The organism is Polyangiaceae bacterium, assembly GCA_020633235.1.
GTDB lineage: Bacteria > Myxococcota_A > Polyangia > Polyangiales > Polyangiaceae > JACKEA01.
This window is the reverse complement of record JACKEA010000002.1, coordinates 1,397,147-1,420,693: the sequence shown is the minus strand read 5'-3', so window position 1 is coordinate 1,420,693 and position 23,547 is coordinate 1,397,147. Positions and strand designations below refer to the sequence as shown.

Below are 23,547 nucleotides of genomic sequence, written 5' to 3'. Positions count from 1 at the left end.
TGGGAAATTTCGCCTTCTTCAGCGCCCTCTCGAGACGCTTTCGCAGACGCGGACAGCTCGAAGAGCGATTTGCTTTCGAACGCGCGCCCAGTGGGCGCACGTGTGCTGCGCAGGCACTGTGCGAACGAGAGCGACGAAGTGAGAGCGCGGAGCGTCCGAAATCTCGTCAACTGAAATCGTCTTCGCGGTGTCGAATTCTGTCGTCCGCTTCGCACTCGTCTCGGATCGCCATCGTTGCAGACATTCCGGCCGCTTGGTCCGCCATCGAGCGACGCGCGGCAGCGGCGGCACCTGTCCGTCGCTCTCGCCGGAGTGGCACCGATGGTGGTCAACCCAGGTGAACAGTGGGTCTAGAGGAAGCGCGGGCTCGCCGTTGGAGCTCGAGCCGCAAGCCACGCACAGCAACAGCACGCCGCCGATGAGCCATCGCATTCCGACAGCTGTCCGGTTTTTGGGTGTTGGCCCGGCGCGATGCCCGTCAGGGACGGGTATCGCGCCGCGGAAAACAAAAGGAAACGTCAGGCGGCGCGGACGGCGGGCGCTGGGGGTTTCGCTTTGGCGAGCTCATAGTCCTGCTGATACTCGGGCAAGACTTCGCCAGCTTCGTCGAGCAACCAGTCCGGCGCGTGGCGGCGCGGTACCCGGATCTTCCCCGGCTCCTGATACGTGCCGAACACGAGATCCCACACCGGGCTGGTGACGCCGTGGTTCAGCTTCGGGTTGCCGAAGTGATGGTAGAGGTGGTGGCGTCGGGCCCAGCGTGAGAACGCACCCCGCGGGGCGTGGGTGTGGGTGCGGCGGTGCAAGATCTCGTAGCTCGCGTAGGTGACGCCGAAGCCCAGCACGTAGGACAGACCGCGGCGCGGGCCGAAGGCGAGGGACGTGGCGGTGCCCAGCACCGAGAGGGCCACCGCGGCGGCCTTCACCTTGCGCGGCGTGGGCGTGAAGTAGCGCGTGTCGGCGTGGTGGGCGAGGTGCTCGGAGCCGAAGTCGCCGTCGAACAGCCGCGGTTTCGCTTGGCTCTTGGGCGGCTTGGGGGCGTGGCCCGCGAAGCGATGCAGGGCGTACTCCGCGAAGCTCCAAGTGGCGGCGCCGGCGGCAAAAGCGGTGGGGGATAGGAAGAGCATTCAGGACCTCCGAGAGCGCGGCTTCGAGCCGCGGCGAGCGAGAGCCGCCGGGGCGGAGACGTTCCGCTCCAGGCGATCGAGAGTTTCGGGCCGGGCACCGAAGCCCAGGAGCAGTGCCCGAGCTGCGGACTTGCCGATGCGCACGGCATCGAAGTACTCACTGTCGAAGCGCGCGAGCTTGTCGAGCTGTGCGGCTCCCTGCAGCGTGGACCACAAAGCGAGGGTGCGATCCGTCGCGCTGCCGGGGGTGAGGGCGCCGCTGTCTTCCGCTGCGGCGAGCAGCGAGCGAACCTCCCCGAGGAAAGCCATGAGCACCGGCGCGCTCTTCAACGCTTCGGCGCCGTCTACCAGGGGCCGCGGATCGGTGAGCATGACGCCGACCAGTCGAAAGCGCTCTGGCGCGGTCTGCGGCAGGGCGAGGTAGAAGCCGACGCCCGCCCATAGCTCCGCCAGCGGCTCCTCTTGCTTGCTGAAGCCCTGCTCGCGCCAGGCCTGGGCGGCGGCCTTGCGTTCCTGCTCGAAGCCCGCCGACAGCTCCTGGATGGTGCGGCGCTGCAGCTCCGCGAGCAGCGCCTCCTTCGAGTCGAAGTAGCGGTACAGGGCCGCGGCCACGTAGCCGAGCTCGCTGGCCACGCGGGCCAGGGTCAGCGCGGGTAGCCCCTCGCTCGCGAGCAGCCCCGCCGCCGCGTCGAGGATTTCTGCCCGCCGCGCGGCCCGCCGCCGGGAGCGGCCGGTTTCGTGAACGCCATTCACAAAGTGAACGATATTCACGAATCAGCGCCCGTCAAGCAATTCCGCATTTCTTCGGCATTTTCGTGTGGTTTTTTCCCGCCGCTCCCCGTCAACGCCGCGGGAAAGATGCTGTAGCGTCGTCGCCCCGAGGCGCGTGCCTCCACCCCAAGATTTTTCCAAACAGGGAGACTGCTCATGGCGGACATCCGTTTCGACAACCGAGTCGCAATCGTCACTGGCGCCGGCGGAGGCCTTGGTCGCGCCCACGCGCTGCTGCTCGCCTCACGCGGCGCGAAGGTCGTGGTGAACGACCTCGGTGGTGCCGTGGATGGCTCTGGCTCCGACAAGAAGTCCGCCGACAAGGTGGTGGACGAGATCAAGGCAGCCGGTGGCGAGGCCGTGGCCAACTACGATGGCGTGGACACTCCGGAGGGCGCCGCCAAGCTCGTGGCCACCGCGAAGGACGCCTTCGGCAAGCTCGACATCGTGATCAACAACGCCGGCATCTTGCGGGACGTGTCGTTCATGAAGATGACCCAGGAGGACTGGGACAAGGTGCTCGCGGTTCACCTCACCGGAACCATGAACGTGAGCAAGGCCGCGTGGCCGCTCTTGCGCGAGAACTCCTACGGCCGCGTGGTGAACACCACCAGCGCCGCTGGGCTGTACGGCAACTTCGGCCAGGCCAACTACAGCGCAGCGAAGCTCGGCATCGTCGGTCTCAGCAAGACGCTCGCGCACGAAGGCGCGAAGTACGACATCAAGTGCAACGTGATCGCGCCCATCGCCAAGAGCCGCATGACGGAGACGATCATGCCGCCGAACGTGCTGGAGAAGCTGCTTCCGGAGTACGTTTCTCCGCTGGTGGCGTACCTCTGCTCCGAGGGCCTCGCAGAAACGGCGCAGGTGTACGCCGTGGGCGGCGGCTACTTCTCGCGGGTCGCCGTGGTGGAAGGCGAGGGCGTCGGCATCGCGGTCGAGAAGGTCTCGCCGGAAACCGTGGCCGAGCAGTGGGCAGCCATCAACGATCTTTCCAAGGCGAAGCCTTACGGCAACGCGATGGAAGCCGCCGGCGCGGCGATGAAGTTCGCGATGAGCTGATGGCCGACGAGGGCGGGGGTGACGCTTTCGAGCGTCGCCCCGCCGCTCCCACATGGAGGGGACGCCGTGGATCCCTACCGCGACAAGCAAGCCCAGCAGGCGATACCTCAGCCGGAGACGGGATTCGTCGCGGAGATGGTCCGGCAGTTCGCCGACCCGTACGCGTTCTGGCGCGAGCTCGTTCAGAACTCGATAGACGCGGGCGCGACCGAGCTCCGCGTGACGCTCCACCGTTCCGCCGACGGCGTGGTGCGCTCCGCTCTCGCGGACGACGGCTGTGGAATGACCCCCGAGGTCGTCGAGGGCAACTTGCTCACGCTGTTCTCGTCCACCAAGGAGGGCGACGAGAGCAAGGTCGGCAAGTACGGCGTGGGTTTCGTCTCCGTGTTCTCCCTGGACCCCGGTCGCGTGGTGGTGGAAACCTGGAGGGACGGCCACTGCTACCGCCTGGAGCTCGGGCGGGACCACAGCTACGAGCTCCTGGAGGTCGAGCCGCGCCAGGGTAGCGGCACCGTGGTCGCGCTGGAGAACACCTTCGACGTGGAAGCGTTCCAACGCCACGTGGAGGCCTCGCGGGCGGCGCTCACGCGCTGGTGCCGGCACGCCCGCGTCCCCATCACCCTGTTCGCCAGCGACGAGACCGGTTTCGGTGACAGCAAGCCCGAGCGTATCGACGTTCCCTTCGGCCTGCCCGCGCTGGTGACGCTGACCCACGAGGCTCTGGGCGAGCGCTTCGTCGTCGGCGCTGGCAGCGTTCCGGAGGCGCCGCCGAGTCTCGAGGCGCACGAGCACTTTTCCGGTTTCTACAAGCGTGGACTCACCCTGTACGAGAGCGATACGGAGCTGTTCAGCGGCATCGAGGGCGTGCGCTTCAAAGTGGAGAGCGAAAAGCTGTCCCACACCCTGAGTCGGGACAACGTGCGGCGCGACGACGAGCTGGTTCGCGTCCTCGAGATGGTGAAGCAGCTGTCGCGGGGGCCGCTTCGAGAGCGACTGGTGGAGCGCCTCGCCGTCGCAGCCCGGGAGCGCGACCGCGCGAGCTACCTGGCGCTGCTCACCGCCTCGTCGCTGCCAGGGTTCGGGCTCGGAGCCGCGGAGGTGACCATCGCCCTCACGGATGCCGTTGGCGGCGCCACGGCGATGACGGTGCGGGAGCTGGAGGCGGCCACGCCATGGCGCAAGCCGGTGCTCACGGCGACGGCACCCGACGCGCTCACCGCGGCGCTGGCGGCGCAGGGACGCCCAGTGGTGTGGACGCCGAGCGGCGAAGTGGAGAGGCGACTGGCGAGCTTCTTCGACCCGCGGGCGCTGCTCAATCCGCGGAGCTGTCGTCCGGCGCACCAAGAGCTCGTGCTGCTCGAGGCGCTGCCGGACGTGCCGCTGTGCCAGCACCTGGCGGCGATCTTGGCAGCGACGTCCCTCGGCATCCGCCGCGCTCGCTTGGCGCGTGTGTGCGGCGAGCTGGACGGTCGCTGCGCGCTGGCGGTGCCTTCCGGCGCGACGCTCCTCGCTCGCAACGACCTCGGTCGGGGCGGGCCCGAGCTGTGGCTCGACGCCAACGCTCCGGCGGTGGTTTTGGCCCTTCGCAAATACGACGCGCAGCCTGCGGAGGTCGCGCAGCTGGTCGCTCGTCTGGTGTTGCTCGAGCTGGGCGGCGCGCTGAGCGAACGCGACGCAGACCATCTGCTGCACGCCAGTATTCGGGAGCTCGGCTGATGGCCCGGGCCATCGCTCGCGGCAAGATCCGCGTCGACGCGCGCCGGGCGCTTTCCAAGCTGCGCGAGCACATGCTCGCCGACCCGTACTCGTATCTCTCGGAGTTGTGCCGCGGTGGCGTGGCCAGCGGCGCCACGGCGCTCCGGGTGGTGACGGACGCGGACGACGTGATTCTCTCTTGGGCGGGCGGTACGCCGCCCGTCGGTCGCGTGCTTCGCCTGTTCGACTACCTGCTGTCGGACGTCGCCAGCGCCGAGGAGCGGCGCATGCGGCTCTTGGCGATCGGCGTGAACGCCGCCCTGGGGCTCGACCCGCGCTTCGTGGATGTGACGTTGCCGGAGCCCGGCGGCCACGTGCGTGTTCGTTTCTCCGCCGCGCAGCTCAGTGGCAGCCCCGACGCCCCGCCGCCTCCGCCGCAGGTCACGCGGGTGCCGCCGCCTCGGGGCGCCTTCGACGACGGCGCGGTGATTCAGGTGCGCAAGCGCGTCGGTCTGGGTGTGGTGAGCCGGGCGCTGTTCGGCGGCGCGCATCCCGAGGTGCGCGCGCTCGCGGAGCGCATCGGCGACTTGCCCATCCCCTGCGAAATGGAGCATGCCGTGCCCGCCCCGCCACGAACGCTGGTGCGCGCCGCCGTCAGCATGGCCGGAGTGCGCTGCGCGTACGTCGAGCTGCTCCCGGCCGGCAATGCGCCGGTTCAGGACGTCTCGGAGCAGGGCGTGCAACTGATTCGTTCCACGTGGCGGCCACTGGAGCTCGAGCCAGATACGCTGATCGGGCTTCCGGCGCGCCTGTACGTGGACGCCGAGGCGCTACCGACGAACGCATCGCGTTCCGTCTTGCGTGAAGACTCGGCCTTCGTCCACGAGCTGGCCGACGCCGGAGCGACCGCGCTGTTCGCGGCGCTCTCGGCGGCGGCATTCGAGGTGACTGGCCGCGGCGAGGTCGCCGATGGCGTGGAGGTGCTGGAACGGGGCGAGATCTTGGAAGACGCCTTGGGCGCCGTGGTGTGTACCTTGGCGTCCGCGGCCCGGCGCGGGCGTTCCCTCGAGCCGCGGCTGGAGAAGTTGCTCGAGCTCGAGCTCTTGGAGGACGCCACCGGTCGCCGTCGGTCGGTCCTCGAGTTCCTCACGGCGCCGCGGGCGTTCGTGCTCCGCGGAGCAGACCCGGTTCCCCCGGAGCTGGCCATGTGGATGGGCGACGTGCTCCGGCTCCGCGGGAGGGTGGTGGAGAGTGCGCTTGCGGGTGTCGAGCTGGCCGACGGCGAGGCGATCCTCGAACGCGCCAAGATGGGCGCCCAGCGATGGCAGCGATGGCTCGGGCACGAGACGAGCGGGCCCGTGGTGCCCGAAAGCGACGATGAGCTGTTCCGTGAGGCCATCGCAGACGAGTGCGGGCTCACGGGACACGTCGCCGTGCGTGACCCCGAGACGGCGCCCCTCGCGTCGGTGGTCCGCGTGTTCCTGCAAGAGCGCCCCCTGGAGCATCTGCGGCTCGACAGGAGTCAGCTGCCGCTGCCCGTCGATGCAGCATTCGCTTGGGACGATCGCCTTCGTCCCACCTTCGACTTCGATGGGGTGGAGCGCAGCGACGACCTGACCGAGGCGACGGTCAACGTGATCCTCGTAGCCCTTCGGGGCGTGGAACACCGCGCCCGGGAGCTCGCCGCCGACGAGCGCGGGCGCCGCGTCTTGTGCGCGGCCCTCTCGACCCTCGCGCGCTTGCCGCAGAGCTTCGGAACGGAAGTGTCGTCGGCCGACTTTCCCGAGCTGTGGCGGGCTCGGGTGTGGTCCGGAACGGATCCCGGTCGGCGCTTGAGCTTGGATCAGCTCGCCCGCTGGGCGGCAAAGCGGCAGGCGCTGTGCTTCGTGGTCGAGTCGTCCGCTGCCCAGGGTGCGGCGCCGGACGGGCGTCCCGTACTGAAGGTGGCGGAAGCCGAGCTCGACGACATCTGTCGCCTGCTCGGCGGAGACATCGAGCGGGTGCCTTACGAACGCGCTTTCGCGGTCACCAAGGACGAACGACGTGCCGCCGTGCGGGAAGTCTTTCGACACGAGCTCGAGGAGCTGAAGCTCAGCGGGGCGCCCACAGTAACGCTCGAGCAAGACCACTTCGTCGCGCTGATCGCGCCATCCCCCGTCAATCGCATGGTGGAAATGCACGCGGGCGTGGTGCTCGCTCGGTTGCCCAAGCACGGGGGGCTGGGCTCCTCGCTGCGCGTGGTGGACGACATGGAGAGCGTGCCCCGCGAAGGGTGGGATGGCATTCGACACAGCCCCACGCGCTTCTGGTGGCTCGAGGCGGAATCCGCCCTGTGCGAGGAGCTGATGACCGCCGCGGGGCGAGGGTCGCTCGCTCCCGTGGCTCGCGTGTTCCTGCTGTCCGCCGCCGCGGAGCTCGCCTCTCGCGTGGAGAGCGCCGAGCGGCGAGGAAGAAAGGGCCGCTGGGAGCAGCAAACCGCCGAGCTCCATCAACGCCTGTGGGAGCTGCCCTTCGTCGAGCGGGTCGGCGCCAACGGAAAGCCCGAGCGCGTGAGCTTGGGTGAGATCTCTTCGCGGGGCCCGATCTACTTCTTGGCGGCTGCTCCGGGTTTCGAGACCGACGGAGCGCGGCCAGTGTTGCTCTCGACGGCCGAGGAACGAGAGGCCCTTCGTCGCGTGTTCCCCAACGCCGTGGACGGTGAGCCGATGCTTGCGGACTGGCGTCAGCGTGCCCTCGCTGCTGAACGTCGCCGAGCCTTTCTTGCTCGAGCCACCCTCGCTCCGGATCGACCCGGACCGGCCGCGGACCCCGACAGCCCCGTCGTCCAGGTTCAGCGCAGCGGTGCGGGAAGCGGAGCCGTGGCCCTCGCCAAGTCCGTTGCGGTGGAAGACCCGGTGGAGGTCACGCATCAAGGGCGGTTGGTGGTGCGGGTGCGCGCCGTGGATCTCAAGATCCCCGTGGCGGCACGGGTGGAGCTGCCGGAAGAGCGTCACTTCGAGATGCTGTCGTCGCTCACGGAGGGCGGCATCGAGGCCTTTTGGCGAGTGTTGGAGAAGGGAGCGCGCGCCCTGGCCCTGGTGCTCATGAAGCGCGGCGACTGGATGGAGGACGCACGAAGCGTCGCGTTGGTCGCGGCCCTTTCGCGCCGGGATCCCCAAGGCGAGGTAGCTGCTGCTGCTCGGGAGTCGCTGCCGGGCTTCCCCACGATTCGCGGCGAACGCGCGCCCATCGCCGCCCTCGCGCGCCAGAACCTGGAGATCTGGTTGTCCCACACCATGGTCGCGAGCTGGCCGAGCACGAGCCGCGACTCCGATCTCGATCGCCCGGTGCTGGCACTTCCGATGGAGCATTCGAGCGCGTGGCAGGAGCTGCTCGTCGCCCTCGGCTACTCCCTCCGAGACGTGAGCGATGCGGTGGCCAAGCTACTCTCGCTCCGGACTTCGGAAGAACGCCCGCCGGCCACGTTGCCCGGGGCGCCCGCGCATCCACTGCTGCGGCGTACGCTGGCGGAGCTCGGCGTGCGAGTGGTGGAAGGCGAAGCAGAGATTGTCGAAGGGCCCGAGTCCGAGGTCACCCTGATGACCCTGGATGGCGGTCTGAGGTCGATCCCCGCAGAGCTCGTTCTGCCCATGCGCTTGATGCTGCGTTGGGACCGCTTGGACAGCTCGCGGGACGCGCAGAAGACGGTGCTCAAGGCGGTGGTGCGTGCTGCGTACCAGTACCTTGCGAGCATTTCGGATCGACTCGACGAGCTTCCGGGGTGGGTGCGGCACCACCTGCGAGGACATTTGCTCCACCGCCAGAAGCGCGGCAAACGGCTGGGCGAGGCCGAGCGAAAGTGGCCAGTGTTCGTGGACATTCGTGGCGCGTGGCATTCCATGGACGATCTCGGGGACGGGCCCTGGCGCTTCACCAGCCTCGGCCCGCCCTATCCCGCCCGAAAGTACCGCTACCCCATCGTCGTGCTCCGGGCCGATGAGGTTCCGCTCTTGTCGTCGCGGGAGAGCCGCGACGTGCACACGATGCTGGTCGGGGACCTGCGCGGCGAGGAGCGCGCGCACGCGGCGCCCCGGGAAACGGTGGCGCTGTCGGCCGAGCAGCGCGCGCGTTGCATGGGAGTGACCTCGTTCTCCGACGGCACGACCCAGGGCGAGGTCGGCCTCGTGCATCCGAGCGCCTTCGACGGTGAGACCGGCGTCGAGCTGCTGACGGGTCGCCGGCCCTTGTGCCGTCTCACGTCGAGCCTCGGCTGGCCCATCGTCGCCGTCGTGGACGACTCGAGCGTCTCGCCCAATCGTTGGTTCTCGAAGCCGCGGCGCAAGAAGGACGGGGAAGTCGTGTTGGCCCGCGTCGAGACGGCGGCGCGACGATTGCTTCGGGAGCTCTTGCCCGCCAGCGGCGACGTATTGGTCAGCACCTGGCTCGATGGCGAGGCCACGCCGGGGGGCCTTCGTCTCACCGGCCGTGTGTGGCTGCCCAAAGAATGGCCACGCACGCCGCGAGTGGATCTGGCCGTCCCGGGCATGGCGCACCTGCTGCAGGGGGGCCTCTCGGTACGTCAGGGCGTGGTCCCCGTCGCCGGCAGCTTGCTCGTGGCACCCGCCAGCGGAGGGAGCGGCGCACTGGCTTTGAACCTGACGCAAGTGACGGGCTCCCTGCTGCTGCCGGCCGTCGTGATGGACGATCTCGGGGCGGCGGTGTTGGCACAAGCGATGAAGCTCACGGAATCGGCCAAGGTACCGATGGAGTATCTTTGGGACTTGGCGCTGTTGGGCGCGGACGTCGCGCCGGAGACCACGACCGTCGACGGCCAGCCCTTCGACGCGGCCCGCTTGCGTGCCGAGTTGTTGGCGGAGGGCGTGTGGCTCACGCGGCACGCGGGCAGCGCGGAGGGGGCGTTCCCGGAGCGCTTCTCCGGAAAGATCCTCGCCTACGACGATCCCCTCGCAAACGTGCTTCGAGCACGCGCGCCGGACAAGGTCCACGAGCTTGGAGGCGCCGCCGCTCCGCGTGCCAATCCGCTGCCGGCGGCGATGCTCCCGCGCCGGGTGAAGACCGCCGACAAGCGCGTGGGTCTTTCGGATCGTGTTCTCGCCGAGCTCTCCCGCCTCGCACTCGCGGGCGCGCCGGCGAAGTCGGTGGAGCTCGGCTCCGGGCGTCGCCCCGTCACCTATCGCGAAGGACACGTGGCGCTGGATCCCGCTCGCCTCGCGGGGCTCGTCCCCCGTGCCGAGCGCGAGCCGTCGGCGCTCACGTTGTTGGTCGCGGCGGCCGTATCGGAGATCAACCGGGAGCTGGGTCCGGTGACGGACGAGGAAGAACGCCGAGCGCTGCTCGAGCTGCTTGCTTCCTTGTGACTCACGGGTTGCAGGACGGGTGGTACCAGCAGTCCTGGCAACCGCAACCTTCGTAGAACGGATTGCAGACCCCGTCGTTCTCGCAGTAGTCGTAGCAGTAGGCCTCGTTCCAGCACGAGGGACAGGTGCAGTCGGATACTGGATCGCCGTTCGCCGGGTCGTAGCAGTAGGTATTGTCGCAGCCGAGGCAAGAGCAGGACGCCTGATCCTGCGCCCAGCACTTCACCTGGAACTCGCCGGGGATGGTGTTGACGTCCACGCACGTAAAGGCGGGGGCTCCGCCGGTGCCGCCGCCGGTGCCTCCCGACAGACCCGCGCCGCCGGTGCCGCCACCCGAGGTGCCGCCACTCGGGGTGCCCCCGGTGTTGCTGCAGCCAATGGTCGTGCAACCCGCATCCACCAGCCCGCCCACGGCGGCCGTACCCCCACTGCCCCCCCCGGCTGGAGGGGGTTTCTTCTCCTCCAAGGGGGCGAGCTCGAAGGTACAACCTCCGACCACGATGGTGATGAACAGCCAGCGCCAGTGCATCGAAGCCCACAATGCCGCGCCGCGGCGCGAGGCCAAAATTCTAGCACGCTGCGCGCGGCCGAAAAATCCAGGCTGAAATGTCGGGCCTCGCGGCCGTATGCTTCGCTGAGTGACGGCCCGTTACGCGCACAACGACCCGTCGCTGCCCTTCCCGGAGCGCGTCGGCCGCTACGAGCTGCTCATGCCCATCGCGAGCGGTGGCATGGCCACGGTGTATCTCGCGCGCGTCACGGGGCTCGCAGGCTTCGAACGCGAGGTCGCCGTGAAGCTGACTCACGAGCACCTCCGGGACGAGCCCGGCTTCATGACCGCGCTGATCGACGAAGCACGCTTCGCTGGACGCATTCACCATCCGAACGTGGTGAGCGTTCACGACGTCGGCGAGTGCAAGGACGGCGTGTTCGTCGTCATGGACTACATCGAGGGAGACTCCCTCGCCGGAATCGTCCACAAGCTGAGCGCCACGGGGAGCCGCATTCCCATCGAGATCTCGCTTCGGATCTTGGACGAGATGCTTGCGGGGCTGCACGCGGCGCACGAGCTTCGCGACCCCACCAACATGCCGCTGCGCCTGGTTCACCGCGACGTGACCCCGCACAACGTACTGCTCGGCATCGATGGCGTGACGCGCCTCACGGACTTCGGCGTGGCCACCGCTGCACGTCGGCTGTCGAAGACCCAGACGGGTCTGGTGAAGGGCAAGCTCGCCTACATGTCACCGGAGCAGGTGCGCGCACGGCCGCTCGACCGTACTTGCGACGTGTGGGCAGCCGGTGTCGTTGCCTGGGAGCTGTTCTGCGGTCAACGCCTGTACGAAGGCTTCAACGACGCAGCGCTCCTGCTCAAGATCGCCAACGATGCACCCACGCCGCTCCGCTACGTACGGCCGGAGCTGCCGGTGGAGATCGAGCAGGCCGTCGCCGGTGCGCTCACGCTGTCCAAGTCCGAGCGCTACCCGTCCGCCGAGGTTTTCGCCGACGTACTGGCCGCCGCAGCGCGCCGGGCGGGCATCACCGCCGCGGACGTGCGAGAGGTCCGCCAGTTCGTCGCGCCCGTGGTGGAAGGCGTCATCACCTCGCGGCGGCAAAAGCTCGCCAAGGTGTACTCGGATCGTCATGGAATTCGTCCCGCGCCGCCGCCTCCGGTGAGCGCGGACGGCCCGGTGACCATGGCGCTGCCGCCGCCGCCCACCTTGCCGCCGCCGCCGTCCCGTCCCCGCAGCGTGCGGCCGAGCTCGGGATCCATCACCGAGACGGATCGTGTTTCCGCGCCTCCGGAGCCGACCTCTGCGGAGACGGTGAACTATGGACCTGTCGTCGAGGCGGAGCAGACGTCCACGCACGGTACCGGCGTGGAGCTGTCCGAGCCGCGGCCCAGCGTGGCTCCGCCGGGCAGCACCGGCCGCGCGCTGACGCAGAATCCGCTGGTGTGGGTGGCGGCCGGCGCCGTCGTCACCTTGGTGTCCGTTACCGGTGTGTACGTGGTGTTGCGTGGCGGGGAGCCGGAGCCCGTGACGCCCGGTGCGGACGACAAGACCCTGGTGATTGCGGCGCCCAGCGCGCCCGCACCGGTCGCCTCCACGCCCCGCGCCGCGAGCGACGCGGCGGACATTCCCGTCGTCGATCCCAATGCGCTCCCCGTTGCTGACGACGAGCCCGACGCCGGCAGGAAACGCACTCCGAGCTGGCGCCCGCCCCGCGCGCCCGCGCGCCCGCCGCCCGAAGAACAGACGAAGCCCGTCGAGCCCACGCCGCTGGGCAATCCATACTGAGCCGGGTATCGCGCCGAGCCGACATTCAAATGAAAATGTCGGTGCGGCGCGGAACCTCATGGCGCGCAACCCATCGCGATCATTTGTCCCAACGCTTGGGACGGGGCGCCACGGCACTCGCGAGAAAACGCCGGGAACCGTTGGGGAACGGAGGTTGCACGACACGGCGCCGAGATGTGCGAGGTCCGGAGTGTGGTGTGTTGGCTCGTGCCGTTGATTGTGTTGCTCCCGGGCGTCGCACGAGCCCAGGAGCGCGAGGTGAGCATCTCCATCGAAGACGCGATCCGCCGCGCGGCCCCCGTGAGCGAGGAAGTGGACATCGCCACGCATGCCGTGCGGCGAGCGAAATCCGAGGCCACCAAGGCTGACAGCGGCTGGTACCCACAGGTGACGGCATCGGCGTCCTACACACACACCTTCAAGTCCGAGTACGACGGACTGTTCGACAACGCGCCCGGCGGTGCGGGTTTGTCGAACCTTCCATTCGGTAGGGACAACACTTGGCGCTTCGGCATTGCCATCCGCCAGAACGTCTTCGGCGGAGGACGGACCCTGGCCGCCGGCAGGAGCGCCGACGCTGCTCGGAGCGCTGCGGCGATTCAGCTCTCGTCCGCGCGCGCTCAGGCTGTTCTCCGCGCAACGGAGGCCTACTACGACGCGCTGTTGGCAGACCGGCGAGTGAAGATCGCGTCGGAAACGCTGGCTCAAGCCGAGCGGAGCCGAGATCAGACCGACGAAGGCTACCGGGAAGGTCGTCTGTCCGAATTCGATCTGCTGCGAGCACGCGTCGCGGTTCAAACCCAGGAGCCGGTGGTGACTCAGCGAAAGGCAGAGCGCCGTCTCGCCTTCTTGCACCTCAAACAGGTGCTCGACATCCCCACCTGGAAGTCCGTTGAGCTCACGAGCGACCTCGCGACGCCGCCGCCGATCGAGTCGGCGGGCAAGAGCACCACGCTCGAGCGTGCGTCGGTACGGCAAGCCCGCGCCCAAGTCCGAATGAGCCGCGCCGCCGTGGATGTGGCCCAGGCAGAGCACTACCCGAGCGTCGATCTGACGATGGATTGGGGGCGTGTTGCATATCCGAAAGGCACATTCCCGACCTGGGACGACTTTCGAACGAACTGGACCGGCGGCGTAATGGTGACGGTGCCGCTGTTCACGGGCTTTCGCATCTCCAAGCAAGTGAGCTCTGCCGAGGAATCGTTGGCTCAATCGCGGGCCAAGCTACGCCAGGCGAAGAAGGCGGCGCGCTACGATTCGGAGAAGGCATCGAGTGACATTTCCACCGCCAAGGCGCTCATGGACAAGAGCAGCGCGGCATTGGTGCAAGCGGAGAAGGCCCATCGGATTGCCGCGCTTCGATATCGAGAGGGCGTCTCCACTGAGCTGGAAGTGAACGACGCGCGCCTGGCGGTAGAGCGCGCCAAGCTGAGCCAGGCTCAGGCCGCACGGGATCTGCGTGTCGCCAAGGTGCGGATGGCACTGCTCGGACAATTGCCGCTCGCAGCGAGAGGTGCGCCGTGAGTCGGATTCTCCTGCTGTTACTCACGGCGCTACTTCTCGGCGCATGTCAGGAAGAACCCAAGGCGGAGCCACGGCGAAAAGCCCCGCTGGAGGTCGGCAAGGAGGTGCTCGCCACCGCTGAAAAGACGACCGTGGAGGCCGGACCCGAGCTGTCAGGCTCACTCGAGCCTCGCGAGCGAGCGGAGCTTCGCTCCGAGCTTTCGGGGTCCGTTCGCGACGTGCGCGTGGACGTGGGCGAGCAGGTGAAGAAGCACCAGCTTCTCGTACGCATCGAGACCAGCGACCTTGGCGAAGCCTACGCTTCCGCGAAGGCGGCGGTGACTGCGGCGGAGCGAAACCGGCGCTTGGCCCAGCGGGATCTGGAGCGAACCCGGCGCTTGCTGACGGCGGGCGCAGTGCCGAGCCGAGACCTCGACGCCGCGGAGAATGCGCTGAAGAGTGCGGAGTCGCAGGTGGAGTCTGCACGCTCGCGCCGTGCAACGGCCGCGAAGCAGTTGGACCGAACCACCGTACGCTCTCCCATCGACGGGACCGTCAGCGCGCGCCCTGCGCACGAAGGGGACGTGGTGAGCCCAGGTAGCCCTCTCGTCACCGTCATCGATCCATCCAGCCTGCGGCTGCGAGCGAGCGTGCCGTCCGACGCGCTGCCGGACATCGACGTTGGCACGCCGGTTCGCTTCCGCGTGCGAGGCCACCCGCACGAGACCTACGACGGCAAGATCCAACGCATCGCGCCGACGGTGAACCCGGTGACACGGCAACTCGACATCCTGGCCACGCTTCCCAACCCGAACGGCAAGTTGCTCAGCGGGCTCTACGCCGAGGGACGCGTAGCGAGCAAGGAGCGGCAGGCCGTCGTCGTACCCGCGAGTGCCGTGATTCGCGAGGGGGCTGGCGAGAGCGCCTTACGCGTCGTCGAGGGCAAGGTAGAGCGAGTGCAGATTGAGACGGGCGTTCGCGACGGTCAGCGCGTCGAGGTCGACACCGGGCTCGAGCCAGGGGATCGCGTGCTCATTGGCCCCGCCCGAGATATCGCCCCGGGGCGCCGCATTCGAGTGACGGATCGCTGAATCATGTGGGTCAGCAACTTCGCCATAGACAATCCCGTCGTCACCACCGTGCTGATGCTCGCGCTGGTGGTTTTCGGTGCCACGGCCCTGGTGGTGTTGGATACGGACGAGTTCCCGGAAGTGAACCCGCCGGTGGTCACCATTTCCGTGCCGTACCCGGGCGCGTCTCCAGAGAACGTGGAAAGAGAGGTCACCGACCCGCTAGAGGAGTCGTTTGCGTCCATCAGTGGCGTGGACAAGATCCACTCGCAATCTCGCGACGGCTACGCGCTCATCATCATCGAGTTTCTGTTCCAAAAGGACCTGGACCAAGCCACGCAGGACGTGCGGGACAAGATTTCCGAGACGCGGCGAGACTTGCCTCCCGAGATGAAGGAGCCCGTGGTCGAGCGTTTCGATCCGAACGATCTCCCGATTGTCTCGCTGACGCTCTCCTCCGACTCACTACCGCCCGACCAGCTCACTCGTCTGGCGGATCCGGGTCTAACGAGCGAGCTGAGAAGCATAGCGGGTGTCGCCGACGTGAAGCTCGTGGGCGGAGTTGAACGCGATCTCTCGGTGGAGCTACACCCCGACGCTCTGGCAGCGAGCGGGACTTCGGTACACCAAGTGGTGCAGGCGGTGGAGGCGCAGAATCTAGCGGCGCCAGTGGGCAACGTGAAGACGAAGCTCGAGGAGCACAGCATCCGACTGATGGGTCGCTTGGAGGGCCCGAAAGACTTCGAGGACATCGTCGTCGGCCATTCCGACGGATCCGTGGTGCGCCTGGGCGATGTGGCCACGGTCAAAGACGGCCACGAGGAAGCGCGCTCCTTGGCGCTGTTCGATGGAAAACCTGCGGTGGGCATCGACATCTTGAAGTCCAAGGGATACAGCACCACCAGCGTCAGCAACGACATCAAGGGGCGTCTTTCCGAGCTGCGCAGCACGCTGCCGAAGGCGACGCGCCTCGACCTTGTGCGCGACGCCGGCGATCGGGTGTCCCATTCGGTGTTCGACGTTCAGCTTGCGCTGCTGGCAGGGGCGATCTTGACGGTGCTCGTCGTGTTCGTGTTCCTGCGTTCCTGGCGTTCTACCGTGATCACGGGATTGGCGCTGCCCGTGAGCGTACTGGCGTCCTTCATCGCGGTATGGGCGTTTGGCTTCACTCTGAATACGATGTCGCTACTGGGCCTTTCACTGGCCATCGGCATCCTCATCGACGACGCCATCGTGGTTCGCGAGAACATCGTGCGTCACATGGAGCTGGGCAAGGACCACCTGACGGCGGCCCGGGAAGGAACCGCGGAAATCGGACTTGCGGTGGCGGCAACCACCTTCTCGATCGTCGTCGTGTTCGTGCCGGTCGCGTTCATGGGTGGCGTCGCGCAGCAGTGGTTCGCCCCATTTGCTCTGACCATCGCTTGCTCGGTCCTGGTCTCGCTGTTGGTTTCGTTCTCCCTCGACCCCATGCTCTCGGCGCACTGGCCGGATCCATCCCTGGAGTCCAAGCAGCAGGGGTTCTTCGCCCGGCGTCTGGAGGGCTTCAACCGCATGCTGGATCGCCAGACGCAGCGATACCAACACGTGATCGCCTGGGCGCTGCGCCATCGCCTAGTCACTGGATTGATTGCCGTGGCGACGTTCGCGCTGGCGCTGGCGGTTCCCGCCACTGGGCTCGTCGGCAGTGAGTTCTTGCCGCCGCAAGATCGCTCGGAGTTCACGCTGAAGCTCGAGACGCCACCGGGATCGTCGCTCGACTTCACCAAGAGCATCGCCGAGCGGGCTGCGCGGATGGCGCGTGAGCGTGACGACGTCAAGTACACCTATACGTCCGTCGGCAGCGAAGGAAACGTCATCGACGAGGCGAGCGTGTACGTGCGCCTGGTTCCCAAGGGTGAGCGCAGTCTTTCGCAGCGCGAGGTCGCGCGGCAGCTTCGAAACCGGATGCAGACGCTCGGCGCTACGGACGTCGCCTTGTCCACCGCCATGTTCGGAGATCAGAAGGCCATCCAACTACAGGTGCGAGGCGCCAACGTCGACGTTCTGTCCAAGCTCGCCTTGAACATCGAGAAGGCGGTCAAGCGAGTGCCAGGGGCCGTGGACGTGGGACTGTCCACCAAGGGTGAGAAGCCCGAGCTCGAGATCGAGGTGGACCGTCGCTTGGCCTCGGACATGGGCCTCAGCGTGGGACAGGTGGCACAGGCCTTGCGCCCGGCGTTCGCGGGTATCGATGCTGGAGATTGGGTGGACCCGAGCGGCGAGACCCGCGACGTGTGGGTGCGGCTTTCGCCCGAGGCTCGCGCCACGGAACAGGATCTAAGGACCTTGCCCTTGGTCGTCCCCAGCCCGAACGGGACACCGGAAACGCTACCGCTGTCCCAAGTAGCTCGCATCGAGCTCGGCAAGGGACCCGCGCAAGTGAGCCACCTGGATCGAAAGCGCGTCATCACCGTTGGGGCCAACACCGAACAGCGACCGCTCAGCGCCGTGGTTGGTGACATCAACGCCCGGGTGAAGCGGATAGACAAGCCCGCCGGCTATACCGTGCGCCAGGGCGGCGAGACGGAGAGCCAGCACGAGGTGTTCGGGCGTCTGGCGCTCGCCCTCGCCGTGGCCATCGTGCTCATGTACCTGGTGCTCGTGATCCAGTTTCGTTCGTTCCTGGATCCGATCGCCATCATGGCGTCCCTGCCGCTCTCTCTCATCGGGGTCATGCTGGCGCTGTTGATCACGGGCACCACGGTCAACCTGATGAGCTTGATCGGCGTGATCTTGCTGATGGGCATCGTAGCCAAGAACGCCATCCTGCTGATCGACTTTGCCAAGTGGCGCGAGGAGGGGGGCATGGACCGAGAGCAGGCCATCATCGAAGCCGGCGCCACACGCCTCAGGCCCATCTTGATGACGACCTTCGCCGTGGTTGCCGGCATGCTGCCGGTCGCTCTGGGCTATGGAGAGGGCGCGGATTTTCGTGCGCCCCTGGGCCGCGCCGTGATCGGTGGCGTGGTCACCAGCACGCTCTTGACCCTGCTGGTGATCCCGACCCTGTACGACGTGCTCGCCGGGCTGCGAGACCGTTTTCGAGCCTTCGTGGTACGCCACACGAAGCACGGTTCGGCTCCCGACGTCGCGGCTGCCGAGTGACCGGGATGGCGATCTGAGCCCCCAGGCCCCACACATGGCCCATGAATGAACTCCCGAGTTGGGCACGCCGAGGCCGCGCGCAGTGGGAGCACACGGGGGAACGGCGGCCGGCCTTCGCCGACACGCCGGGGCCGGGACAGGAGTCGGTGTGGGACTATCCGCGGCCGCCGCGCCTGGAGCCGGATGCCCGCCGCGTGTTGGTGCGCCTGGGCGGCGTGGTGTTGGTGGACAGCACTCGCGCGGTGCGCGTGCTCGAGACGTCGCATCCACCGAGTTTCTACGTTCCGCGAGCGGACGTGCGCATGGACCTGTTGGTCGAGAGCGGGCCCCGCTCGCGCTGCGAGTGGAAGGGCGAGGCGACGCACTGGGACGTGCGTTCGGGGGAGCGCCGGGTGAGCCCCGCCGCGTGGTCGTACGATCACCCCTTCCAGGAGTTTTCGGCGATCGCCGGCTACCTGGCGTTCTACCCGGCGCCCTTCGCTTGCTCCGTCGGCGGCGAACGCGTGCGCCCCCAGGCCGGCGGCTTCTACGGCGGTTGGATCACGCCGGAGCTCGCCGGCCCGTTCAAGGGCGACTACTGAATCAAAGCCCTTCGAGCTGACCCGCGAGCTGCAGGTTCAGCTTCCGCAGCCGCGCGAGAGAAGCGCCATGATTCACGGCGGACTTGGAGTGCAGCGCGCTGGAAAGCTGCTTCCCTGCCGTCTTCAGCTGGACGGAGCTGGCCTTCAGCTTTCCGACGGATCCGGAGAGCTTTCCGATGCTCGCGACGAGGCCGTCTTCGCCGATCAGACCCTCTTCGCCAATCAGACCCTCTTCGCCGATCAGGCCGTCTTCACCGACCAAGGCCATGGCCCCGCCCTTCTTGGCGGCGGGCTGCATGCCGTCTTCGCCGATCAGTCCGTTCGCCACCATGCCGTCTTCGCCGATCAGCGCATTCAACGCTGCGACCTGCGCCTTCAGCACGGCTCGTGAATCCAGTTTGCTGGCGAGCGTGCTTGCCGACTGGAGCGCGCTCTCCACCGCCTGATGGAGCTTCAGTGCTCTCGCCTTCGTGGGGGCGGCCTTCGCCGCCTTCAAGAGTGCGCTGGCCTTGGCGATGCGCGCGCGGGCGACCGCCAGCTGCGAGTGCTTGCTCGACACTCCGTGAGCCTTGGTCAAGGCTTGTTGAAGCAGGTTCAAGGCTCGCGCGCGAGTCTTTGGGGACTGCTTGTACGCCGCCAGCTGCCGGCTGAGCAGGCGAGCCACGTACAGGTCCGAGAGCACGTGGACGGCGGGTCCCGCCGCTGCCTTGGCGGCGGTCGCCTGCGTGGTCGCCACCTTCTTGGACTTGGGTGCAGAAAGGACCGGGCTGCTCACGAGCAGCGCGGTGGGTAGGAACAACCAGCCGGGAAATCTCATCGCTCTCCTCACGAGAAAGGAGTCACCATAACACATGCGAGCCTCTCTTTTAGGGGGATGTCGCTGCGGCGCGGAACCTCACTGCCGCGTGCGGAGGATGCGATACACCGTGGAGCGGGCGACGCCGAGCATGCGGGCGGCGGCACTGACGTTCCCCGACGACGCGTCCAGCGCCTGGCGTACGGCTTCTTCCAGGATCTCCTCGCGGGTGTGCCCTTCAACTTCCACGGTGCGCGACGCGGGCGCCAGCGGCTCGGGAAAATGCTCGCGCCGAAGGGTGGAGCCATCGCACAGCGCCAACGCGTGGCAGAGGGCGCTCTTCAGCTCGCGCACGTTGCCCGGCCATGTATGAGATTCGAGCCAGGAAACGGCGTCGTCCGCCAACGCGGGCGCGCTTCGCCCTTGTTCCTTGGCCGCGGCGGCGAGCAGCGCCCGGGACAGCTCCACGCGGTCCGTGCGATCGCGCAGGGCCGGCAGGCGCAGGCAGGCGCCATGAATGCGATAGAACAGATCCGAGCGGAACTTGCCGCTGTGGACGAGGTCCGGCAGGTCCCGGCAGGTGGCGCACACCAGCCGCAAGCTCACGTGTCGCGCGCGGCTCTCGCCCACACGGAAGTAGCTACCGTCGTCCAGCGCCCGCAGCAGCGCGGCTTGGAAGCCGCTCGAAGTCTCGGCGATCTCGTCCAGGAACAGCGTGCCGCCATCCGCGGCGGCGAGCTTGCCCTCCGAGCCCCGCCGCGCCGCGCCGGTGAAGGCGCCCGGCGCAAAGCCGAACAGCTCGCTCTCGAGCAGGCTCTCGGGTACGGCGCCGCAGTTCATCGCCACGAAGGGACCCGCCGCCCGAGGGCTGGCCTCGTGGATCGCGCGGGCGAACAGCTCCTTGCCGGTCCCAGTTTCGGAGAGCAGCACCACCGGCAGCGGCGTGGCCGCGAAACGCGCAGCGAGGCTCTTGGCTCGGAGCAGCTCCGGATCGCTGCCCAGCACGCGATCGAAGGCCGGATGATGGGGCGCTTGCGGAGGCCGCGAGCGCGGGCGCTCGATGACCCGGGACGCTCTCTGCTTGCTGCTCTGCTCGAGGTACACGACCACCGCCAAGAAGCGATGGTCCGCTCCCAGCACCGGATCCAGCTCCACGCCGAAGGTCTGCCAAGGGGTCTCGAAACGGGCCCGCTGCCCCGTTCGCGCCAGCTCGGAAAGCTCCGCGTAGCTGAGGCCGAAGACGTGCTGGCAGTCGAGCCCAGGATCTCCTTCGCTCACGCCGAGCAACGTGCGCGCCGGTCGATTGGCGACGCGGATGGCGCCGTCCGCTTCCACCACCAGCGCTGCGCCGGAAGAACGGTGCACCAACCGCTGGATGACCGAGAACGCACCTCCCGACGACAGCGCCTGGCGCCGAAGCGCGGCCGTCAGTGCATTCGCCATCAGCGCGACGGTGGCGCCAATGGACGGATCGTGGCGTTCCAGCCTTCCCGTCACGTCCAGCACGCAAGCGAGCTCGCCATGGGCGTCGAACACCGGGCTCGCGAAGCAGAACAGTCCGGCGTTGCGCCGCTCGAAGTGCGCCGGCCCGATCACCCCCACCGCCGCGCGCTCCGCGATGGCCGTGCCGATCGCGTTGGTCCCGCGGGTGCCTTCGTCCCAGCAGGCTCCCGGCACCAACCGCACGCGGGCGGCGCCATCGGCAAAGTCTCCACCCCCGTGATCCATCACGATCACGCCATCGGGATCGGCAACGATGGACACCAGCCCGCGGTCGGCGAAGGCCGGCGTGTCCACCAAGCCGCGGGCCTCGTGCAGCACCGCGTCCAGGCGCGCGCGACGATCCGATAGATCCGACGACCCCGTGCCCGCCGGAAACGCCGACGAGCTCGGGTCCACGCCGAGCGCAGCGGACCGCGTCCAGCGGCTGATGACCGGGTACTCCCGTGCGCCGCCGACGGTGCCGGCTTGAAATCTTTCGCCCAGCTCGAGCGGCGCTTCGAGGAGCAGCACCCGAAGAGTGTCGCACCAACCCCCGAGCGGGTCACGCCACGCGTATCGCCGCGTCGCGTCGTGTTGCAGGACGCTACACGACGCGACGCATCCGAAGCAGCGAGGACGCGAGATCACGACGCTTTTTCTTGGTGTGCTTTCTGCTTCAGCTGCTCCGGCCAACGCACAGGAGGAGCCATGATCTACGCCAAGCCGAATCAAACGGACTCGAAAATCAGCTTCAAGAGCCGCTACGGCAATCTGATTGGAGGGGAATGGTCACCTCCCATGAAGGGGAACTACTTCGAGAACATCTCGCCGGTCACCGGCAAACCGTTCTGCGAGATCCCGCGCTCCACGTCGGAAGACATCGAGCGCGCGTTGGACGCAGCGCACGCCGCCAAGGGGCGCTGGGGCAAGACCAGCGTGACGGAACGCGCCAACATCTTGAACAAGATCGCCGATCGCATGGAAGCGAACCTGGAGCTCTTGGCCGTCGCCGAAACCTGGGACAACGGCAAGCCCGTGCGCGAGACGCTGGCCGCGGACATGCCCTTGGCCATCGATCACTTCCGCTACTTCGCGGGTTGCATTCGCGGGCAAGAGGGCGCCATCTCGGAGCTCGACGAGAACACGGTCGCCTATCACTTCCACGAGCCGCTCGGTGTGGTGGGCCAGATCATCCCGTGGAACTTCCCCATCTTGATGGCTGCCTGGAAGCTCGCGCCGGCCTTGGCTGCGGGCAACTGCGTGGTGCTCAAGCCTGCGGAGCAGACGCCGGCGTCCATCTTGGTGCTCATGGAGCTGGTAGGTGATCTGTTGCCCCCCGGCGTGCTCAACGTGGTCAACGGTTTCGGCGTGGAGGCCGGCAAACCGCTCGCCCAGAACCCACGCATCCGCAAGGTGGCGTTTACCGGCGAGACCACCACTGGGCGACTGATCATGCAGTACGCCTCCGAGAACATCATCCCGGTGACGCTGGAGCTCGGCGGCAAGTCGCCCAACATCTTCTTCGCCGACGTGTTCGCCAAGCAGGACGACTTCGCGGAAAAGGCCCTGGAGGGCTTCGGCATGTTCGCCCTGAACCAGGGCGAGGTGTGCACCTGTCCGTCCCGCGCGCTGATCGACAAGAGCTTCTACCAGGAGTTCCTCGGTCGCGCCGTGGAGCGCGCCAAGACGCACGTACCCGGTAACCCACTGGACACCGCTACTACCGTCGGCGCGCAGGCTTCCAACGACCAGCTCGAGAAGATCTTGAGCTACATGGACATCGGCAAGAAGGAAGGCGCCAAGGTGCTGATGGGCGGCGAGCAGGCCAAGCTCTCCGGCGACCTTTCGGGCGGTTATTACGTGATGCCCACGGTGTTCGAGGGCAAGAACGAGATGCGCATCTTCCAGGAGGAGATCTTCGGTCCCGTGCTCAGCGTGACCTCTTTCGACGGCTACGACGACGCCATTCGCATCGCCAACGACACGCTGTATGGCCTGGGCGCCGGCGTGTGGACCCGCGACACCAACATGGCCTTCCGAGCCGGTCGCGCCATCGAGGCTGGCCGCGTGTGGACCAACTGCTACCACCTGTATCCCGCGCACGCGGCCTTCGGGGGCTACAAGCAGTCCGGTATCGGCCGCGAGACCCACAAGATGATGCTGGACCACTACCAGCAGACCAAGAACCTGCTCGTGAGCTATGACCCGAAGCCCATGGGCTTCTTCTGATCTCGTGGCCAAGCCCAACAGAGTCGAGATCACGGACGCTGCTCGCGAAGTCGTCAAAGAGCTTCGCGAGCAGCACGGGCCGCTCTTGTTTCATCAGTCCGGAGGCTGCTGCGACGGGAGCGCGCCCATGTGCTACCCGGAGGGCGACTTCCGCACCGGGGCTCAGGACGTGCACCTGGGCGAGGTGGAAGGCTGCCCGGTGTACATGGGCCGGGCGCAGTTCGAATACTGGAAGCACACCCAGCTGATCATCGACGTGGTTCCCGGCCGCGGCGCGGGCTTCTCCCTGGAGGCTCCCATGGGAGTGCGCTTCTTGACGCGATCGCGGGTGTTCGACGACGCCGAGATCGCGGCGCTGGAAGCGACGTGACGAGACGGGCTTCGCGCCGCACCAACATCATTCTTTTCATGTTGGTGCGGCGCGCTG

15 protein-coding genes are annotated in these 23,547 nt (G+C 67.6%); 10 read left to right on the top strand and 5 right to left on the bottom strand.

Annotated elements, in window-relative coordinates; genetic code table 11:
- Positions 1 to 518 precede the first annotated feature (518 nt).
- Both H6717_16785 and H6717_16780 read right to left on the bottom strand, forming a co-directional pair.
- Entirely contained in the window at positions 519 to 1,127 is a 609-nt protein-coding gene (locus H6717_16785; protein ID MCB9578686.1) for a sterol desaturase family protein, read from the bottom strand.
- A complete protein-coding gene (locus H6717_16780; GenBank protein ID MCB9578685.1) occupies positions 1,128 to 1,898 on the bottom strand; it encodes a helix-turn-helix transcriptional regulator in 771 nt (256 codons plus the stop codon).
- A gap of 156 nt (positions 1,899 to 2,054) precedes the next feature.
- Between H6717_16780 and H6717_16775 the strand changes: the two genes are divergently transcribed.
- The 3 genes from H6717_16775 (at position 2,055) to H6717_16765 (ending at position 10,012) form a co-directional block, all read left to right on the top strand.
- Positions 2,055 to 2,960: an SDR family oxidoreductase gene (locus tag H6717_16775; GenBank protein ID MCB9578684.1), complete on the top strand. Its 906-nt coding sequence runs from the start codon at positions 2,055 to 2,057 to the stop codon at positions 2,958 to 2,960.
- Positions 2,961 to 3,026: 66 nt separating this feature from the next.
- Positions 3,027 to 4,676 carry an ATP-binding protein gene (locus H6717_16770; protein MCB9578683.1) on the top strand — a complete coding sequence of 550 codons (1,650 nt, stop codon included), beginning with the start codon at positions 3,027 to 3,029 and terminating at the stop codon, positions 4,674 to 4,676.
- Complete coding sequence (locus H6717_16765) at positions 4,676 to 10,012, top strand: hypothetical protein (GenBank protein ID MCB9578682.1); 5,337 nt, start codon at positions 4,676 to 4,678, stop codon at positions 10,010 to 10,012. Before H6717_16770 ends, H6717_16765 begins: the two co-directional genes overlap by 1 nt.
- A gap of 1 nt (position 10,013) precedes the next feature.
- Here the strand turns inward: H6717_16765 and H6717_16760 are convergent, their stop codons facing one another.
- Positions 10,014 to 10,541, bottom strand: coding sequence for a hypothetical protein (locus H6717_16760; GenBank protein MCB9578681.1), 528 nt, complete (start codon positions 10,539 to 10,541; stop codon positions 10,014 to 10,016).
- 109 nt (positions 10,542 to 10,650) lie between these two features.
- Here H6717_16760 and H6717_16755 point away from each other — a divergent pair, with 109 nt between their 5' ends.
- The 5 genes from H6717_16755 (at position 10,651) to H6717_16735 (ending at position 18,613) form a co-directional block, all read left to right on the top strand.
- The gene (locus tag H6717_16755; protein MCB9578680.1) at positions 10,651 to 12,312 is read left to right on the top strand and encodes a serine/threonine protein kinase; all 1,662 of its coding nucleotides are present in this window, start codon (positions 10,651 to 10,653) and stop codon (positions 12,310 to 12,312) included.
- Between the two features lie 258 nt (positions 12,313 to 12,570).
- Positions 12,571 to 13,836, top strand: a complete 1,266-nt coding sequence (locus H6717_16750) for a TolC family protein (protein ID MCB9578679.1) — start codon at positions 12,571 to 12,573, stop codon at positions 13,834 to 13,836.
- A complete protein-coding gene (locus tag H6717_16745) occupies positions 13,833 to 14,906 on the top strand; it encodes an efflux RND transporter periplasmic adaptor subunit (GenBank protein MCB9578678.1) in 1,074 nt (357 codons plus the stop codon). The genes H6717_16750 and H6717_16745 overlap by 4 nt, the downstream gene beginning before the upstream one ends.
- Positions 14,907 to 14,909: 3 nt before the next feature.
- Positions 14,910 to 18,032 carry an efflux RND transporter permease subunit gene (locus H6717_16740; GenBank protein MCB9578677.1) on the top strand — a complete coding sequence of 1,041 codons (3,123 nt, stop codon included), beginning with the start codon at positions 14,910 to 14,912 and terminating at the stop codon, positions 18,030 to 18,032.
- 41 nt (positions 18,033 to 18,073) lie between these two features.
- Positions 18,074 to 18,613 carry a DUF427 domain-containing protein gene (locus tag H6717_16735; protein MCB9578676.1) on the top strand — a complete coding sequence of 180 codons (540 nt, stop codon included), beginning with the start codon at positions 18,074 to 18,076 and terminating at the stop codon, positions 18,611 to 18,613.
- A gap of 1 nt (position 18,614) precedes the next feature.
- Here H6717_16735 and H6717_16730 read toward each other — a convergent pair whose 3' ends face one another.
- Positions 18,615 to 19,430, bottom strand: a complete 816-nt coding sequence (locus H6717_16730; protein ID MCB9578675.1) for a hypothetical protein — start codon at positions 19,428 to 19,430, stop codon at positions 18,615 to 18,617.
- A gap of 78 nt (positions 19,431 to 19,508) precedes the next feature.
- Positions 19,509 to 21,422 (bottom strand): sigma-54-dependent Fis family transcriptional regulator, encoded by a 1,914-nt coding sequence (locus tag H6717_16725; GenBank protein MCB9578674.1) that lies wholly within the window; start codon positions 21,420 to 21,422, stop codon positions 19,509 to 19,511.
- 177 nt (positions 21,423 to 21,599) lie between these two features.
- Between H6717_16725 and H6717_16720 the strand changes: the two genes are divergently transcribed.
- Positions 21,600 to 23,120, top strand: a complete 1,521-nt coding sequence (locus H6717_16720) for an aldehyde dehydrogenase family protein (GenBank protein MCB9578673.1) — start codon at positions 21,600 to 21,602, stop codon at positions 23,118 to 23,120.
- Positions 23,092 to 23,490, top strand: coding sequence for a DUF779 domain-containing protein (locus tag H6717_16715; GenBank protein MCB9578672.1), 399 nt, complete (start codon positions 23,092 to 23,094; stop codon positions 23,488 to 23,490). Before H6717_16720 ends, H6717_16715 begins: the two co-directional genes overlap by 29 nt.
- Positions 23,491 to 23,547 lie beyond the last annotated feature (57 nt).

Excerpts from the sequence above, each read along its gene's own strand:
- H6717_16785 (MCB9578686.1), bottom strand. The coding sequence starts at position 1,127 with ATGCTCTTCCTATCCCCCACCGCTTTTGCCGCCGGCGCCGCCACTTGG.
- H6717_16775 (MCB9578684.1), top strand. The coding sequence starts at position 2,055 with ATGGCGGACATCCGTTTCGACAACCGAGTCGCAATCGTCACTGGCGCC.
- H6717_16765 (MCB9578682.1), top strand. The coding sequence starts at position 4,676 with ATGGCCCGGGCCATCGCTCGCGGCAAGATCCGCGTCGACGCGCGCCGG.
- H6717_16760 (MCB9578681.1), bottom strand. The coding sequence starts at position 10,541 with ATGCACTGGCGCTGGCTGTTCATCACCATCGTGGTCGGAGGTTGTACC.
- H6717_16740 (MCB9578677.1), top strand. The coding sequence starts at position 14,910 with ATGTGGGTCAGCAACTTCGCCATAGACAATCCCGTCGTCACCACCGTG.
- H6717_16735 (MCB9578676.1), top strand. The coding sequence starts at position 18,074 with ATGAATGAACTCCCGAGTTGGGCACGCCGAGGCCGCGCGCAGTGGGAG.
- H6717_16730 (MCB9578675.1), bottom strand. The coding sequence starts at position 19,430 with ATGAGATTTCCCGGCTGGTTGTTCCTACCCACCGCGCTGCTCGTGAGC.
- H6717_16720 (MCB9578673.1), top strand. The coding sequence starts at position 21,600 with ATGATCTACGCCAAGCCGAATCAAACGGACTCGAAAATCAGCTTCAAG.
- H6717_16715 (MCB9578672.1), top strand. The coding sequence starts at position 23,092 with ATGACCCGAAGCCCATGGGCTTCTTCTGATCTCGTGGCCAAGCCCAAC.